This window comes from Paenibacillus sp. GCM10028914, assembly GCF_042666275.1.
Taxonomy (GTDB): Bacteria; Bacillota; Bacilli; order Paenibacillales; family Paenibacillaceae; genus Paenibacillus_AQ.
The window spans coordinates 298,379-313,729 of record NZ_JBHTFO010000018.1; the positions used below are offsets into that span (position 1 = coordinate 298,379).

12 protein-coding genes are annotated in these 15,351 nt (G+C 45.9%); all 12 read left to right on the plus strand.

The window, feature by feature from the left end; all coding sequences use genetic code 11:
* Nucleotides 1-24 precede the first annotated feature (24 nt).
* The 12 genes from ACFQV5_RS21810 to murG all read left to right on the plus strand — a co-directional run bounded on the left by ACFQV5_RS21810 (nt 25) and on the right by murG (nt 15,288).
* A complete protein-coding gene (locus ACFQV5_RS21810; protein WP_379249950.1) occupies nt 25-1,293 on the plus strand; it encodes an adenosylhomocysteinase in 1,269 nt (422 codons plus the stop codon).
* 207 nt (nt 1,294-1,500) lie between these two features.
* Nucleotides 1,501-1,938: a division/cell wall cluster transcriptional repressor MraZ gene (gene mraZ, locus ACFQV5_RS21815; protein ID WP_379249952.1), complete on the plus strand. Its 438-nt coding sequence runs from the start codon at nt 1,501-1,503 to the stop codon at nt 1,936-1,938.
* A gap of 56 nt (nt 1,939-1,994) precedes the next feature.
* Nucleotides 1,995-2,948, plus strand: coding sequence for a 16S rRNA (cytosine(1402)-N(4))-methyltransferase RsmH (rsmH, locus tag ACFQV5_RS21820; RefSeq protein ID WP_379249954.1), 954 nt, complete (start codon nt 1,995-1,997; stop codon nt 2,946-2,948).
* Between the two features lie 36 nt (nt 2,949-2,984).
* Nucleotides 2,985-3,359 carry a cell division protein FtsL gene (locus tag ACFQV5_RS21825; RefSeq protein ID WP_379249956.1) on the plus strand — a complete coding sequence of 125 codons (375 nt, stop codon included), beginning with the start codon at nt 2,985-2,987 and terminating at the stop codon, nt 3,357-3,359.
* Nucleotides 3,360-3,412: 53 nt separating this feature from the next.
* Entirely contained in the window at nt 3,413-5,635 is a 2,223-nt protein-coding gene (locus ACFQV5_RS21830) for a penicillin-binding transpeptidase domain-containing protein (protein WP_379249957.1), read from the plus strand.
* An 82-nt stretch (nt 5,636-5,717) separates the two neighbouring features.
* Complete coding sequence (locus ACFQV5_RS21835; protein ID WP_379249959.1) at nt 5,718-7,664, plus strand: stage V sporulation protein D; 1,947 nt, start codon at nt 5,718-5,720, stop codon at nt 7,662-7,664.
* A 66-nt stretch (nt 7,665-7,730) separates the two neighbouring features.
* Nucleotides 7,731-9,218 carry a UDP-N-acetylmuramoyl-L-alanyl-D-glutamate--2,6-diaminopimelate ligase gene (locus ACFQV5_RS21840; RefSeq protein WP_379249961.1) on the plus strand — a complete coding sequence of 496 codons (1,488 nt, stop codon included), beginning with the start codon at nt 7,731-7,733 and terminating at the stop codon, nt 9,216-9,218.
* The gene (locus tag ACFQV5_RS21845) at nt 9,215-10,624 is read left to right on the plus strand and encodes a UDP-N-acetylmuramoyl-tripeptide--D-alanyl-D-alanine ligase (RefSeq protein ID WP_379249963.1); all 1,410 of its coding nucleotides are present in this window, start codon (nt 9,215-9,217) and stop codon (nt 10,622-10,624) included. Before ACFQV5_RS21840 ends, ACFQV5_RS21845 begins: the two co-directional genes overlap by 4 nt.
* 12 nt (nt 10,625-10,636) lie before the next feature.
* A complete protein-coding gene (gene mraY, locus ACFQV5_RS21850) occupies nt 10,637-11,602 on the plus strand; it encodes a phospho-N-acetylmuramoyl-pentapeptide-transferase (RefSeq protein WP_379249965.1) in 966 nt (321 codons plus the stop codon).
* 2 nt (nt 11,603-11,604) lie between these two features.
* A complete protein-coding gene (murD, locus tag ACFQV5_RS21855) occupies nt 11,605-13,026 on the plus strand; it encodes a UDP-N-acetylmuramoyl-L-alanine--D-glutamate ligase (RefSeq protein WP_379249967.1) in 1,422 nt (473 codons plus the stop codon).
* A gap of 49 nt (nt 13,027-13,075) precedes the next feature.
* Nucleotides 13,076-14,173, plus strand: a complete 1,098-nt coding sequence (spoVE, locus tag ACFQV5_RS21860; protein ID WP_379249969.1) for a stage V sporulation protein E — start codon at nt 13,076-13,078, stop codon at nt 14,171-14,173.
* A 5-nt stretch (nt 14,174-14,178) separates the two neighbouring features.
* The gene (murG, locus tag ACFQV5_RS21865) at nt 14,179-15,288 is read left to right on the plus strand and encodes an undecaprenyldiphospho-muramoylpentapeptide beta-N-acetylglucosaminyltransferase (RefSeq protein WP_379249971.1); all 1,110 of its coding nucleotides are present in this window, start codon (nt 14,179-14,181) and stop codon (nt 15,286-15,288) included.
* Nucleotides 15,289-15,351: the final 63 nt, after the last annotated feature.

Below are 15,351 nucleotides of genomic sequence, written 5' to 3' on the forward strand. Positions count from 1 at the left end.
TTCATTTTTTAGGGAGGCTGTTTTATGAGTTCATCATCCATTCAGAATAGCGTTATCAAAGATTTGAAGCTAGCACCTGAGGGTCATTTGAAAATCGATTGGGTCGAAGCGCATATGCCGGTCCTTAATCGGGTACGGAAGCAATTCGAAGAGGAACAGCCATTCAAAGGATTGAAAGTAGCGATCTCCCTTCACCTCGAAGCCAAGACCGCTTATCTCGCTAAGGTTGTCCAGGCTGGTGGTGCGGAGGTTACCATAACAGGAAGTAATCCGCTATCCACCCAGGATGATGTATGTGCGGCCTTGGTAGAGGATGGAATTACTGTTTTTGCTAAATATAATCCGAGTCCTGAGGAATATAAGGAACTGCTCATACGAGCGCTTGAGAGCAAACCTGATCTTCTGATTGATGACGGAGGGGATCTCGTAACGATTCTCCACTCTGAGAGGCCTGATCTGCTCGAAGGCATACGTGGAGGAGCGGAAGAGACGACGACCGGTATTCTTCGTTTGAAGGCGTTAGAAAAAGAGGGTGCGCTGAACTTCCCGATGGTTGCCGTGAATGATGCATACTGTAAATATTTATTCGATAACCGTTATGGTACAGGTCAATCGGTTTGGGATGGAATTAATCGGACCACCAATTTGGTTGTAGCGGGTAAGACTGTAGTCGTTGTTGGTTACGGATGGTGCGGAAAAGGAGTAGCCATGCGAGCGAAAGGCCTTGGTGCGAATGTGATTGTGACCGAGGTTGATGCAATCAAAGCGGTAGAAGCTTATATGGATGGTTTCCGTGTTATGCCGATGGGCGAAGCGGCGAAGCTCGGTGATTTCTTCGTTACGGTTACAGGTAATCGTGATGTAATAAGCGGCGAACACTATGATGTAATGAAAGACGGAGCAATTTTGTCCAATGCGGGACATTTTGACGTTGAAGTCAATAAGCCGGATTTGGCATCGCGTTCGAAATCTATCCGCACTGTTCGCCGTAATATAGAGGAATATCACTTGAATGATGGACGAAAAATCTATCTTCTTGCTGAAGGGCGTCTTGTAAACCTTGCAGCGGGCGATGGACATCCGGCTGAGATCATGGACATGACGTTTGCTCTACAGGCACTCTCTTTGAAATATGTAAATGATCATTACCAAAAGACTGGCAACCGTGTTGTAAATGTTCCTTATGAATTGGATGAGCAGGTTGCTCGTTATAAACTAGAAAGTCTTGGAATGGGTATTGATGAGCTTAGTGAGACTCAGAAATCTTATTTGAAAAGCTGGGCACAGCATTAACACTAGCTTGCAAGCATAAATAATGTGCATAACCCTCATTTGAAGAGATTCAAATGAGGGTTATTTTATTTGTTCCAAAAAGTGGAGAGGCGAAAAAAACAATAACATACTTGAAGGTATTTGATTCTTAATGCCGAATCTATTATTCTAAAGTGGTGGAAAGTGGTGCAAAGTGGGTGAATCGGGGTTAAGGAGTGAGAGTGCCTGATGTTTATGGGGGAATTTCAGCATAGCATCGATGACAAGGGAAGAATCATAATCCCAGCTAAATTCAGGGATCTCCTTGGCAGCTCTTTCATTGTAACTCGCGGATTAGACCAGTGTCTCTTTGTATACCCCACTGAAGAATGGGCCATCATGGAACAAAAGCTCAAATCCCTTCCGCTCATGAAGTCAGACGCTCGTGCGTTTACCCGGTTTTTTTTCTCAGGTGCGACGGAATGTGAATGGGATAAACAGGGAAGGGTAAATTTACCGGGCAATTTGCGGGAATTTGCGAAGCTCGAGAAAGAATGCGTCGTGATTGGCGTTTCGAACCGGGTTGAGATTTGGAGCAAAGAGCAATGGCAGAAATATTATCAGCAATCAGAGGAAGCTTTTAACGACATTGCTGAGAAACTGGTCGATTTTGATTTCGACCTGTAATCAATCCGCATTACATGACATGTTGGATGAGAAGAAAAATTATGGAGGGCTGCAGCTTGTTTCATCACATCACGGTGCTTAAAGAAGAAGCGACAGAAGGGCTGCGCATCAAACCAGACGGTATATATGTTGACTGTACGCTGGGAGGAGCGGGTCACAGCTCGCTGATTGCTTCCAAACTGGGTTCAGAAGGCCGCTTGATTGCGTTAGATCAAGATGATTGGGCGCTGGATAATGCGAAAGAGATTCTGAAGCCATACGGAGACAGGGTTACCCTGGTCAAGACGAATTTCCGCGATTTGGAGGAGGTGCTCCGAAGCGAAGTCGGTCGTGACGAGGAGATCCCTTCCCTAGTTGACGGTATACTGTTTGATTTGGGCGTGTCTTCACCACAATTTGATGAGGGGGAGAGAGGGTTCAGCTATAATCACGATGCGCCGCTCGATATGCGGATGGACCAGTCGGCAGAACTTACGGCCGCGGAAATCGTGAACGAATGGTCGGAGCAGGAAATCGCCAAGATTTTGTATGAATATGGCGAAGAGAAGTTTTCAAGACGGATCGCGAGAGTGATTTGTGAAAAGAGGGCCATTAGCCCCATTCAAACAACCGGGCAATTGGTCGATATGATTAAAGAAGGAATTCCGGCCGCGGCTCGGAGAACGGGCGGCCATCCAGCAAAACGTAGCTTTCAGGCGCTTCGCATCGCTGTGAATGACGAATTGGGTGCCTTTAAAGATGCTTTGCATCAAGCGGTAAATTGTTTGGCACCAGGAGGAAGAGTTTCTGTCATCACTTTCCACTCTCTCGAAGACCGGATATGCAAGCAAATATTTAATAGCTATATTCCAAAGTGCACATGCCCGCCGGACTTTCCAATGTGCGTTTGTGGCGGTGGTCAAGGTACTTTGAAACTCGTGAATCGGAAACCGATTGTACCAAGTGAAGCGGAATTAGCTCAAAATCCCCGCGCTCGTTCGGCCAAGCTGCGTATCGCGGAAAAGTTATAGCACACTCAGAAAAACTAAACGAAGGAGAATTCAGCCATGGCCTACACACGCGGCAATTTGGCCGTACAAGAGAGACAGAAGGAACAAAAGTCCCAGTATGTCGAGACCACGACGGTTATTAAGCGTCGATCTCAGCTGCCTAAACGAGAAAAGCTGCTCTACCTAATGTCCGTGTTGTTTGTAGTTGCAGTGATGGGTTGGGTTGGAATGAGCCATGTACAAATCTACGAAATGAATCGTCAGATTCAGAAAGCCGACCTTGAAATCAAAACATTGAATCAAGGAATAGACACGCTTCAGGTGAAGAAGCAAACACTTGAGATGGGTATTGCGCAAAAAGCGAAAGAACTCGGTTATGTACAAGCTGAGCAAGAGAATGCGATACATGTAGTCCCATCATCTGGGGATTAGATGCATCTAATGGACCGTCGGGACAAAACTAGAATAATAGTGAGGTTGTACCGATGATAAAAAAAATCAAACTGCGTACATTGCTATTAGGGGGAGTGATTACCCTCTTTTTTGCTTTATTGATTGGACGAGTCTTCTGGCTTCAAGTGATAGATAATGACTTTTGGCAGGAAAAAGCGCTGTCCATTTGGAACCGCCAAGAGACTTTAACAGCATCACGTGGAACAATTATGGATCGGGACGGAGACATCCTAGCGATGGACGCACCTGCGTATACCGTCACTGTAAATCCGAAAGTTATTCATGCAAATGGGCTTGAGGATGATATTGTTGATGGTCTTAATAAAATTTTAGGGAAAAAGAAAGAAGATCTCAGAAAGCTTGTTACGGCTAAGAATGACGAAGGGAACTACCATACCTATCGTGAAATTCGTAATGAAGGCTGGAAGATCGATGAAGACAAGAGGGATCAGGTTGAGGAACTCAAGAAGACGCTTGAGGATAAGCTTAGAGCTTCCGGTAAGACTGTGGACTCTGGAATCACGATTGTAACGGAGAAAAAACGGTTCTATCCACGAAACACCTTGGCCGCCCATGTCCTGGGATTTACCGACCGACAGGGAATTGCAAGAGATGGGTTTGAACTGTTATTTGATGAAGAACTAAAAGGCGTTGACGGCTTTGCAAAATATCAGAGTGATAAGAAGGGGGTTAAGGTCCCTTCTGCTGACGAAGTTTATCAACCTGCCCAAGATGGAAAAAATTTTAAGCTGACGATTGATGATACAATCCAGTATTATATCGAAGATGCAATGCGTGAAGCGTATGAGAAATATCAGCCTGTCAGTATGACGGTGATAGCAGCAGATCCCAATACAATGGAGATTCTAGGAATGGCTAATATGCCAACCTTTGATCCGAATACATATTGGAACAGTGATGTGAGTAGTTACTACAATCATGCGGTTCGTTCAACATATGAGCCCGGATCAACTTTCAAAATCGTTACGCTTGCTAGCTCCATTCAGGAGAACTTATTTAATCCAGAAGCAACCTATCAATCTGGTTCAATCCGGGCTGGAGGAAGAACACACTATGATATTCAGGCTGGAGGATGGGGAGAAATCTCTTATCTGGATGGTGTGAAATTATCCAGTAACGTTGCCTTTGTTAAACTCGGTTATGAGATGCTGGGTAAGGAACGACTGAAAAATTATATTAATGCTTTCGGTTTCAGTGAAAAGACAGGTATCGATCTCCCGGGTGAAGTGCTTGGACGAATGAATATGGAGAGAGATATTGATATTTCGACCGTTCCTTATGGTTATGCGGTTTCAGTTACTCCAATCCAGCAGATTGCTGCAATCTCGGCTGTAGCTAACGGAGGTAAGCTGATGAAACCTCAAATCATCAAGGAAGTTGAGGATCCGAACACCGGTGAGATTACCAAATACGAGCCTGAGGTCATACGTCAAGTGATTTCAAAGGAATCCGCAAGGAAAACTGGCGAGTATTTGGAACAAGTCGTAGCTGACCAAGATAGGGGCACTGGTAAGAACGCATACATTGAAGGATATCGTGTAGCGGGAAAAACGGGTACAGCTGTCAAAGGGGACTACAGTGACCGTTCCAAAGCGGTTGTTTCCTTTATCGGTTATGCTCCTGTGGATAACCCTAGAATTGCCGTGCTCGTCATTATTGATGAACCAAACGAAAAGATTGGTGGCGGAGCTGCTGCAGCACCGGTGTTCAAGAAAATTGTATCCCAAACTCTTAATTATTGGGGGGTTCCAAAGACAGAGTCTGAGGAACAACAGGATGACAAGGAAAAGACGACTGCTGCTGATCTTCTCAAAGCGCCTGACTTAGCAGAAATGAAAGTTAGTGAGGTTAAAGCCAAACTTCTCGCAGAGGGTTTCACATTTGAAACTTTGGGTAAGGGAACTAAGGTGTTGAAACAGTATCCTGCTGCCGGTACATCTATGTCAGCGAATCAGAAGATCTATCTTCTTACAGAGGATGGTTCAGAGATGAAAATTCCGGATTTAAAGGGTGAATCGCTGAGAGATGCCATGGAGGTTCTTACCTTGATGAAGGTGAAAGTTAACGTTCAGGGTGAAGGGTATGTTTCAGAGCAGAAGGAAATCACAGAAAAAGGAAAACGCGTGGTTTATCTTACGCTTAAAACGGCTGCCGATACCATCAAGGGTGAAGATTCAACGGAGTCTGCCGAAGACAATGAAGATACCAAGCAAGTAGAGACAGAAACAGAATAGCTTGTTCTAACCCCTGGTTGTCCCGAATACTCATGTGATAAACGAAAATCATGAGCTTACGGGTTCGATTGGGGGGAGCAAGTTGAAAGTATCTATGGTATCTCAGCGGAGAAGGCTGCTCTGGGCTCTGCTGTTGCTGTTCTTGATGTTCGCTGCACTCGTTGTTCGGCTTGCCTACGTTCAGATTGGAAAAGGTGCTGAGTTATCAGCGAAGGCAGAGGAATCCTGGCGACGCAATATTCCATTTACAGCCGAGCGGGGAGAAATTTTGGACCGCAACGGTGAAGCTTTAGTTACGAATATCAGTACACCGACGATCATGGCCATTCCAGTTCAGATTAAGGAACCGGACAAAACAGCTAAATTATTGTCTTCGATACTTGGCATGAATGAAGCTGATGTGAAGAAGATTATAACAAAGCGGGGATCCATGGTAGAACGGCTTAAACCCGGCGGACGAAAAATTACGATGGAGCTGGCTCAGGAAATTCGTGATTTGAAGCTGCCGGGTATCGTTGTTGCTGAGGATAATATGCGTTATTATCCACATGGAGGGTTGGCAGCCCACATTCTTGGCTTTACAGGGATTGATAATCAGGGCCTAACAGGAACCGAGAAGAAATTTGATGATAAGCTTAGCGGTCTTAATGGGAGTATCTCTTATTTATCGGACGCAGGCGGGCGGCTGATGCCAGGGTCATCAGAGAAATACATGGAACCGAGAGATGGGCTGAATTTAGAACTTACCATCGATAAATCGATACAATCCATTATGGAGCGCGAATTGGATCAAGCTATGGTTAAATACCAAGCTAATGCCAGTTGGGCTATAGCCATGAATCCGAAAAACGGAGAAATTCTGGCTATGGCAAGCAGACCTGGTTATTCCCCAGGAAAGTATAGGGAATTCGACCCTCAAATTTATAATCGGAATTTACCGATTTGGATGACGTACGAGCCAGGCTCAACATTTAAGATCATTACACTTGCTGCTGCACTTGAGGAAGGCAAGGTAAATTTAAAGAATGAACGATTCTTTGATTCCGGTGCAATAGAAGTTGGCGGAGCAAGGCTTCGCTGCTGGAAGAAGGGTGGACATGGAAGCCAAACGTTCATGGAAGTTGTTCAAAACTCCTGCAACCCGGGGTTTGTAAACCTTGGTCAAAGGCTGGGGAAGGAAACCCTTTTCCAGTATATCCGAGATTTCGGTTTTGGAGCCAAAACAGGAATTGACCTTATTGGTGAAGAGAATGGAATCTTGTTCAAGCTATCGAATGTAGGGCCTGTTGAGCTGGCTACAACTTCGTTTGGCCAGGGAGTTTCAGTTACGCCGATCCAGCAAGTGGCTGCAGTATCCGCTGCGATTAATGGAGGGAACTTGTATCAGCCTCATGTCGCCAAAGCTTGGATTCACCCGGAGACGGGTGAAGTAATCGAAGAGATTAAACCAGAGCCGGTGAGGCAGGTGATCTCGGAGGAGACTTCAAAGCAGGTAAGGGAAGCACTGGAAAGTGTCGTAGCTAAAGGTACAGGGCGACCAGCTTTTATTGACGGCTACCGGGTAGGCGGCAAAACAGGAACAGCCCAAAAGGTTATAAACGGTCGTTATTCTTCGACCGAACATATCGTGTCTTTTATAGGTTTTGCACCGGCAGATGATCCACAAATTATTGTGTATACAGCGGTAGACAATCCTAAAGGGATTCAGTTTGGTGGTGTTGTAGCAGCACCAATCGTACAGAATATTTTGGAGGATGCGCTGCATTACATGCAGGTTCCTCAGCGGAAGGATCAGCTTTCTCGGGAGTATAAATATGGGGAAACACCAACGGTAACGGTACCTAATCTTGTCGGGGCCACCGTTCAGGATTTGTACGAAGATCTGAATATGAACTTCGTGCTTGCTAAATCGGGTACAGGCACAACGGTAATCAATCAAGCACCGAAACCGGGAAGCCGGGTGGAACGCGGTTCAACAATCCGAATATATATGGGAAATGCCTCATCTGAAGATGAGCATGAGCACTAGACATGAACTTCTGCTGCAAGCAGTAGACTGTTATTGTGAATGTAGTGCACATATGGGGGGATGACGATGAAACTGAATGAATTGACATCCGTTTTGACCGCAGTTGTTTTAGTAGGTGATGGTGAGATTAACGTTTCTGGACTTCAGGTTGATTCCAGACAAGTCATGACTGGTGATCTATTTATCTGTTTGCCAGGCCATACCGTTGATGGACATGATTATGCTCGTGAAGCCGAAACGAAAGGTGCATCAGCTCTTGTCGTAAACCGTAGACTGGACACAGACCTGCCGCAAGTCATTGTAAAGGACTGCCGATTCGCGATGGCCATACTTGCTGATAAGTTCTATGGACATCCTAGCCAGCGAATGACGATCATTGGTGTGACTGGGACGAATGGTAAGACGACTACGACCTATCTCATTGATAAAATCATGAGCGATTTTGGACTGAAAACGGGATTGATTGGCACGATACAAATGAAAGTTGACGGCAAGAAGCTCCCGATGTCAGGTACAACCCCGGAAGCGCTGGAATTGCAGAAGAGTCTAAGCGCTATGGTGCAAGCTGGTACACAGTTATGCATCATGGAAGTATCCTCGCACGCTCTTGAGCAAGGGCGGGTGAAAGGGACTGACTTTCGAACCGCTGTCTTCACGAATTTAACACAGGATCACCTGGATTATCATAACTCGGTTGAAGAATACCAGAGTGCCAAAGGGTTGTTTTTTTCAAGGCTGGGCAATGCTTTTGCCAAGGATTCTAAAGAGCGAAAGTACGCTATTCTAAATGCTGACGATAAAGCTTCCGTGCCATTTGCCAAATTAACCGCAGCTGAAGTGATTACATATGGTATAAACGAAAAAGCGGATGTGCGTGCTTCTAACATTACCATTACAGCTCAGGGAACTTCTTTTCATGTAGATACGTTTCGTGGCAGCACGGAGATTTCCTTAAAGATGATTGGGAAGTTTAACGTGTATAACACGATGGCTGCAATTGCTGCTGCGCTCATTGAAAAGGTGCCGCTCCAGGATATTAAGAAAAGTCTCGAATCCATCCCTGGTGTGGAAGGCCGAGTTGAGGCGGTAGATGCAGGGCAGCCTTACGCGGTTATTGTGGATTATGCTCACACGCCGGATGGTCTAGATAATGTACTTCGCACGGTAAAAGAATTTGCACAAAGGCGCATACTAACGGTATTTGGGTGCGGCGGAGACCGTGATCGGACAAAACGACCGATCATGGGAAAGATCGCGGCTGAGCTTAGCGATATTGTGTTGATTACATCTGATAATCCGCGATCTGAGAATCCCGAACTCATTTTGAAGGATATCGAAGCAGGTTTGCAGGAGGAGGGCGTTTCAGAAGAATGTTACCATCTCATTGTGGACCGAAGGCAAGCAATTAAAAAGGCTATTGAAATGGCAAGCCCGGGAGATGTAGTATTGATTGCGGGGAAAGGTCATGAGACCTATCAACTGATAGCGGGTAAAGTCTACGATTTTGACGACCGCATCGTTGCAAAAGAAGCGATAAGGGGAAGACAATTGTGATTCATAAACCATTGCAAAGCATCGCCGCCATGTGCGGCGGTGCGCTTACGCGTAAACAAGATGAAGAAGTTATGATTCAAGGGGTATGCACAGACTCAAGAAAAATACTGAAGGGCTGTTTATATGTCCCGCTTGTTGGTGAACGATTTGACGGCCATGATTTCGCTGTTCAGGCGCTGGCTGAAGACGCGGGAGCTATTCTGTGGCAAGAAGATCATGGTACGCCGCCGGATGGTCCAGTGATTTTGGTTAAGGATACACTGGTTGCCTTACAAACGCTGGCAGCTTCTTATTTGGAGCAGAGTGGAGTCAAGGTTGTCGGTATCACAGGCAGTAACGGCAAAACAACGGTAAAGGATATGATTACCGCACTGCTTGAAACGAAATATAAAGTTCATAAAACTCAAGGTAACTTTAATAATCAGATTGGTCTTCCACTCACGGTGCTAGATATGCCGGAAGAAACGGATATTATTGTACTGGAAATGGGTATGAGCGGACGCTACGAAATCGAGCTGCTGTCGTCCATTGCTCGGCCAGATGCGGCAGTCATTACAAATATTGGAGAGTCACATTTGCTTCAGCTGGGTTCTCGTGAGGAAATCGCTAGAGCCAAGGTGGAAATTATTAGTGGTATGAAACCTGGCGGATTACTGATCTATCATGGGGATGAGCCGTTAATTCCAATGGTGCTTGCAGAGTCTGAAACGAAGCAGCCGGATGATTTAAAGACATTTACGTTTGGGATGAAAGAAGGCAATGATGATTACCCGACGGGCTTGATGTTCCATGCTAAAGGTATTATATTCACCTCCCATCGTCATTCGGGTGAGGGATTCAGCATGCCTCTGCTCGGTCGACATAACGTAGTCAATGCTCTTGCAGCACTGGCTGTAGCTGAGCATTTTGGGGTTAACGATGAGCAGATTCGTGAGGGCCTTTCAGGTTTGCGCCTGACAAGCATGCGCATAGAGTGCATTGAGACCGAGCATGGGGTTACTGTGCTGAATGATGCATACAATGCGAGTCCAGTGTCTGTCAAAGCTGCCTTGGACGTCTTAGGCGATATGAAAGGGTATCACCGCCGAATTGCTGTGCTTGGGGACATGCTGGAATTAGGCCCTCAAGAAGAGGAGTTTCACGCTGAAATCGGACGGTATGTATCGCCTGACAACGTCGATATGGTATTTACCTATGGTCCGCTTTCGATGCATATCGCAGAAGCTGCAAAAGCGAATCTACCTGAGGGTCAGGTAATAGCCTTTACAGAGAAGGCGGCAATGATTGAAGCAATAATTAAAGAGGTGACCAATAAGGATGTAGTATTGGTCAAAGCCTCCCGTGGCATGAAATTAGAAGATGTTGTGGAAGCACTCAAAAGCTTGCATGACAGAACATCAATGTAAGGGGGTGATTTCATGGACTTTCAACTGTTATTGCTGACGATCGGCGTATCGTTCGTACTTGCTGTCATATCCGCTCCGCTGCTTATTCCACTGCTTCGCCGGATGAAATTTGGTCAGCAGGTTCGGGACGATGGTCCGCAAAGTCACCTTAAAAAAGCCGGAACGCCTACAATGGGCGGAGTTATTATTTTACTTGCATTTACCTTGACATTTCTAAAGTTTTCTCCAGTGGATACCAATTTTTATGTACTGCTTGTAGGTACTCTAGGATTTGGTCTGATTGGGTTCCTGGATGATTATGTGAAGATTGTTTTTCGTCGGTCCTTGGGATTAACTGCTCGCCAAAAACTGTTCGGGCAACTTTTGTTTTCCGGAATTATGTGCTGGCTTCTTATCTCTAATGGACATAGTACGGCAATCGGAATTCCAGGGACAGACTGGTCATTTGACTGGGGTGCATGGTTCTACTATCCATTCATCGTCATTATGATGCTTGCGATAAGTAATGCCGTTAACTTTACGGATGGCTTAGACGGATTGCTCTCAGGTGTCAGTGCGATAGCGTTTGGAGCCTATGCACTTGTTGCGATTCAGTCTACTTCGTTTGCTGCTGCATTTTGTGCTGCTGCAATGATCGGGGCTGTGCTTGGTTTCCTCGTATTTAATGCCCATCCAGCTAAAGTCTTTATGGGAGATACAGGTTCCCTAGGAATTGGAGGCGCCATCGGTGCCATTGCCATCGTTACGAAGAGTGAATTACTCTTTTTGATTATCGGCGGGGTATTTGTTGTGGAAATGCTATCTGTTGTTCTGCAAGTGGCTTCTTTCAAAACCAGAGGTAAACGGATTTTCAAAATGAGTCCGATCCATCATCACTTTGAATTGTCCGGTTGGTCGGAGTGGCGAGTAGTCATTACATTCTGGGCTGTTGGTATCGTGCTGGCGGGTCTAGGACTTTATATTAACAAGGGGTTGTAGAGATGAAGCATCCAGAATTTTACCGAGGTAAAGAAGTTATTGTCTTAGGGCTTGCCAAAAGCGGAGTTCAAGTAGCTAAAGTATTTCATCATGCTGGAGCAATTGTAACCGTTAATGATAAGAAAAAGAGGGAAGAATGTCCCGAAGCTTCGGAGCTCGAAGCTTTGGGTATTTCCGTCGTTTGTGGAGGGCATCCGGATAATCTTATTCATCAGGGCGTCTCCCTGTTGGTGAAAAATCCGGGAATCCCTTATCATGTACCACCTGTTCTCAAAGCACAAGAACTGGGAATTTCCATTGTGACTGAGGTGGAGGTAGCCTCTCATCTTTGTAGTGCACCCATCATAGGAATTACTGGCTCTAATGGCAAGACGACAACAACGACATGGGTAGGTAAGATGTTCGAAGCCGCTGGCATGAAGCCAATTGTAGCTGGAAACATAGGGACACCACTGTGCCAAGCTGCTCAAGAAGCGACTGAAGATAACTGGATGGTTGTTGAACTAAGTAGTTTTCAGTTGAAGGGCACGGAGGACTTTCGCCCGCGCATTGCTTGTCTATTGAATTTGGCTGAAACACACCTGGATTATCATGGTGACATGGATGATTATGTAGCATCCAAGGCTAAGCTGTTCAAAAATCAAACAGCGGAAGATACAGCTGTGCTCAATTGGGATGATCCGGTATGCCGGAGCCTCGTGCCTTATATTAAAGCTCATATATTGCCATTCTCGATGAATGAAACGCTTCGAGAAGGTTTGCATGTGGTTCCGCCATACTTGCCAGGTAGTGAAGACGAAATAAACCGTAAGATTGTTTATACGGACAGCAAAGGCTTCAGCCAAGAGATCATCTCTGTAGCAGACATAGGCTTACCCGGTAGATTTAATGTCGGAAACGCACTTGCGGCATGTGCAATCGCTATTTCGGCGGGAGTAAATATCTCCACACTGTCTGGTCCACTTAAGGATTTCCAGGGGGTTGAGCACCGTCTGGAATTTGTGATGGATAAAGGCGGCGTCTCGTACATCAACAACTCGAAAGCAACAAATTCTAAAGCTACGATTATGGCGTTAACATCTTTTAAACGTCCGATTGTCCTTATCGCGGGCGGGCTTGATCGAGGCTCGGATTATGAAGAACTTCTACCTATTCTAAGTGAACGAGTCAAAGCTGTGGTGCTTATTGGCGAAACAAAGGAAAAATTGGCGAAAGTTGCAGAACAGGCGGGATTAAAGCAAATTATACTCGTCGATAATGATGAGGACGCCGCCGTTACACTGACCGACGCCGTAAAGAGAGCTGCTCTACTAGCAGAGTCAGGAGACATCGTTCTTCTGTCGCCTGCTTGCGCAAGCTGGGACATGTTTTCTTCTTACGAGGTACGTGGAAGCATTTTTAAAGAGGCGGTGCATAATCTGTAAGTAGGGGGGTGGATAAGCCCCTACTTCGTATGCTAAAGGTGGCCTCTTCATGAACAAGAATCGTCCGGCGCCTGATTTATGGCTCCTGATTTGTATTTTGGCCCTGCTCAGTATCGGAATTGTTATGGTGTACAGTGCGGGGTCCGTACTTGCTTTTCATGATTACGGAGATCAGTTTTATTTTGTGAAGCGGCAATTGCTGTTTGCTGGTCTTGGACTTGCTGCTATGTACTTTACGGCCAATATGGATTTTCGTGTATTGAAAAAATATGCGAAACCTGGGTTGCTGATTTGCTTTTTTATGCTTGTGATGGTTCTGATCCCGGGCATAGGTGTTGTACGAGGCGGGGCCAGAAGCTGGCTTGGTATCAGTTCATTTGGTATTCAGCCCTCAGAATTTATGAAACTTGGAATGATTCTGTTCTTGTCTAGGTGGCTTAGTCGTGAGGATTACGACATTACCTCCTTCTCTAAAGGATTGATGCCTCCACTTGGACTTATTGGTTTGGCGTTTGGATTGATTATGCTTCAACCCGATCTTGGAACAGGAGCGGTTATGCTAGCTGCAGCGCTTATGATCGTATTTACAGCTGGAGCAAGGATGAAGCATCTAGGGTTTCTTGCTTTAGGTGGAGTTGCTGGCTTCATCGGTCTCATCATGACAGCACCGTATCGACTGAAAAGGATTACCGGTTTTCTCGATCCGTGGTCTGATCCGCTAGGAACAGGGTATCAAATTATTCAGTCTCTGTATGCGATTGGCCCGGGGGGCCTTGGCGGTTTGGGGCTGGGGATGAGCCGTCAGAAGTACAGCTATGTTCCAGAACCTCAGACTGACTTTATTTTTGCTATATTGGCTGAAGAACTTGGGTTCATTGGCGGTTTAATTGTGCTTCTCCTATTCCTCACGCTGGTGTGGCGGGGGATGAGAGTGGCAATGACTGTGAACGATAGTTTCGGAAGTCTGCTGGCTGTAGGGATCATAGGCATGGTTGCGATACAGGTCGTTATTAATATCGGCGTTGTTATTGGCCTTATGCCAGTAACAGGTATCACGCTTCCGCTGATAAGCTATGGGGGCAGCTCCTTAACGCTGATGCTGACCGCGCTAGGCATTTTACTAAATATATCCCGTTATGCGAGGTGAACGGCATGCGTGTCGTATTAACCGGCGGCGGAACAGGGGGGCATATTTACCCTGCCGTCGCTATTGCAAGGCAATGTGAAGCGGAGAACCCAAATACCGCTTTTTTATATATCGGAGGCAAGCAAGGCTTGGAAAGTAAGCTTGTCCCTCAAGAAAATCTTCCTTTCGAGAGTATTGATATAACCGGTTTTCGCCGAAAGCTGTCTTTTGATAATGTGAAGACAATTATGCGTTTTTTTAAAGGTGTTTCAGCAAGCAAAAAACTACTTAAAGAATTTAAACCGGATGTCGTAATAGGTACAGGTGGTTATGTGTGTGGACCGGTCGTTTATGCGGCTGCAAAACTCGGCATTCCAACGATGATCCACGAGCAGAATGCGATACCGGGGCTTACGAATCAGTTCCTTAGCCGTTATGCATCGACTGTGGCCGTTAGCTTTGAGGGATCAGAGAAGTCTTTCCCCAAGGCCAAAAGGGTGGTGTATACCGGGAATCCTCGGGCTACCACGGTTCAATCAGCTAATCGTGAACGCGGATTTGCTTCACTCGGTATTCCGGTAGACAGCACAGTGGTGCTAGTTGTCGGAGGAAGCCGCGGAGCAAGAGCGATCAACAATGCGATGATTGGCATGGCACCTATGCTTAAGAAGTTGCCGGATGTTCATTTTGTTTATGTAACAGGAGAATTGTACTTTGAAGGGACCCGTGAAGCCGTACGCAGTCAACTAGGTACGATGCCAAACCAACTTCATATTGTTCCTTATGTGCATAATATGCCGGAGGTTCTCGCCTCCACATCTTTGATCGTTAACCGGGCAGGTGCTTCTTTCTTGGCAGAAATGACGTCACTTGGCATTCCTTCCGTGCTTATTCCGTCTCCGAATGTGACGAATAATCACCAAGAGGCAAATGCACGGCAGCTTGAAACAGCCGGTGCGTCAAGAATGATACTCGAAAAAGATTTGTCAGCAGAAACGCTATTTGCTCGGATTGAAGAGATTATGGGAAATGCAGAAACGCGCCAAGCGATGTCAAAGGCATCGAAGCAGCTTGGTAAGCCTGATTCTGCTGCAGTTATTGTTAAAGAAATACACAGGTTGATAAGCAACCGTTAAAACGGCTGGGCGATTGTCACACACCTATAGAGCTCTACATAAGATACTCTATAATCGTGACAA

Bases quoted from the DNA above. Each gene is read 5' to 3' on its own strand.
- ACFQV5_RS21810 (WP_379249950.1), top strand. From the start codon at position 25: ATGAGTTCATCATCCATTCAGAATAGCGTTATCAAAGATTTGAAGCTA.
- mraZ (WP_379249952.1), top strand. From the start codon at position 1,501: ATGTTTATGGGGGAATTTCAGCATAGCATCGATGACAAGGGAAGAATC.
- ACFQV5_RS21825 (WP_379249956.1), top strand. From the start codon at position 2,985: ATGGCCTACACACGCGGCAATTTGGCCGTACAAGAGAGACAGAAGGAA.
- ACFQV5_RS21830 (WP_379249957.1), top strand. From the start codon at position 3,413: ATGATAAAAAAAATCAAACTGCGTACATTGCTATTAGGGGGAGTGATT.
- ACFQV5_RS21840 (WP_379249961.1), top strand. From the start codon at position 7,731: ATGAAACTGAATGAATTGACATCCGTTTTGACCGCAGTTGTTTTAGTA.
- mraY (WP_379249965.1), top strand. From the start codon at position 10,637: ATGGACTTTCAACTGTTATTGCTGACGATCGGCGTATCGTTCGTACTT.
- murD (WP_379249967.1), top strand. From the start codon at position 11,605: ATGAAGCATCCAGAATTTTACCGAGGTAAAGAAGTTATTGTCTTAGGG.
- spoVE (WP_379249969.1), top strand. From the start codon at position 13,076: ATGAACAAGAATCGTCCGGCGCCTGATTTATGGCTCCTGATTTGTATT.
- murG (WP_379249971.1), top strand. From the start codon at position 14,179: ATGCGTGTCGTATTAACCGGCGGCGGAACAGGGGGGCATATTTACCCT.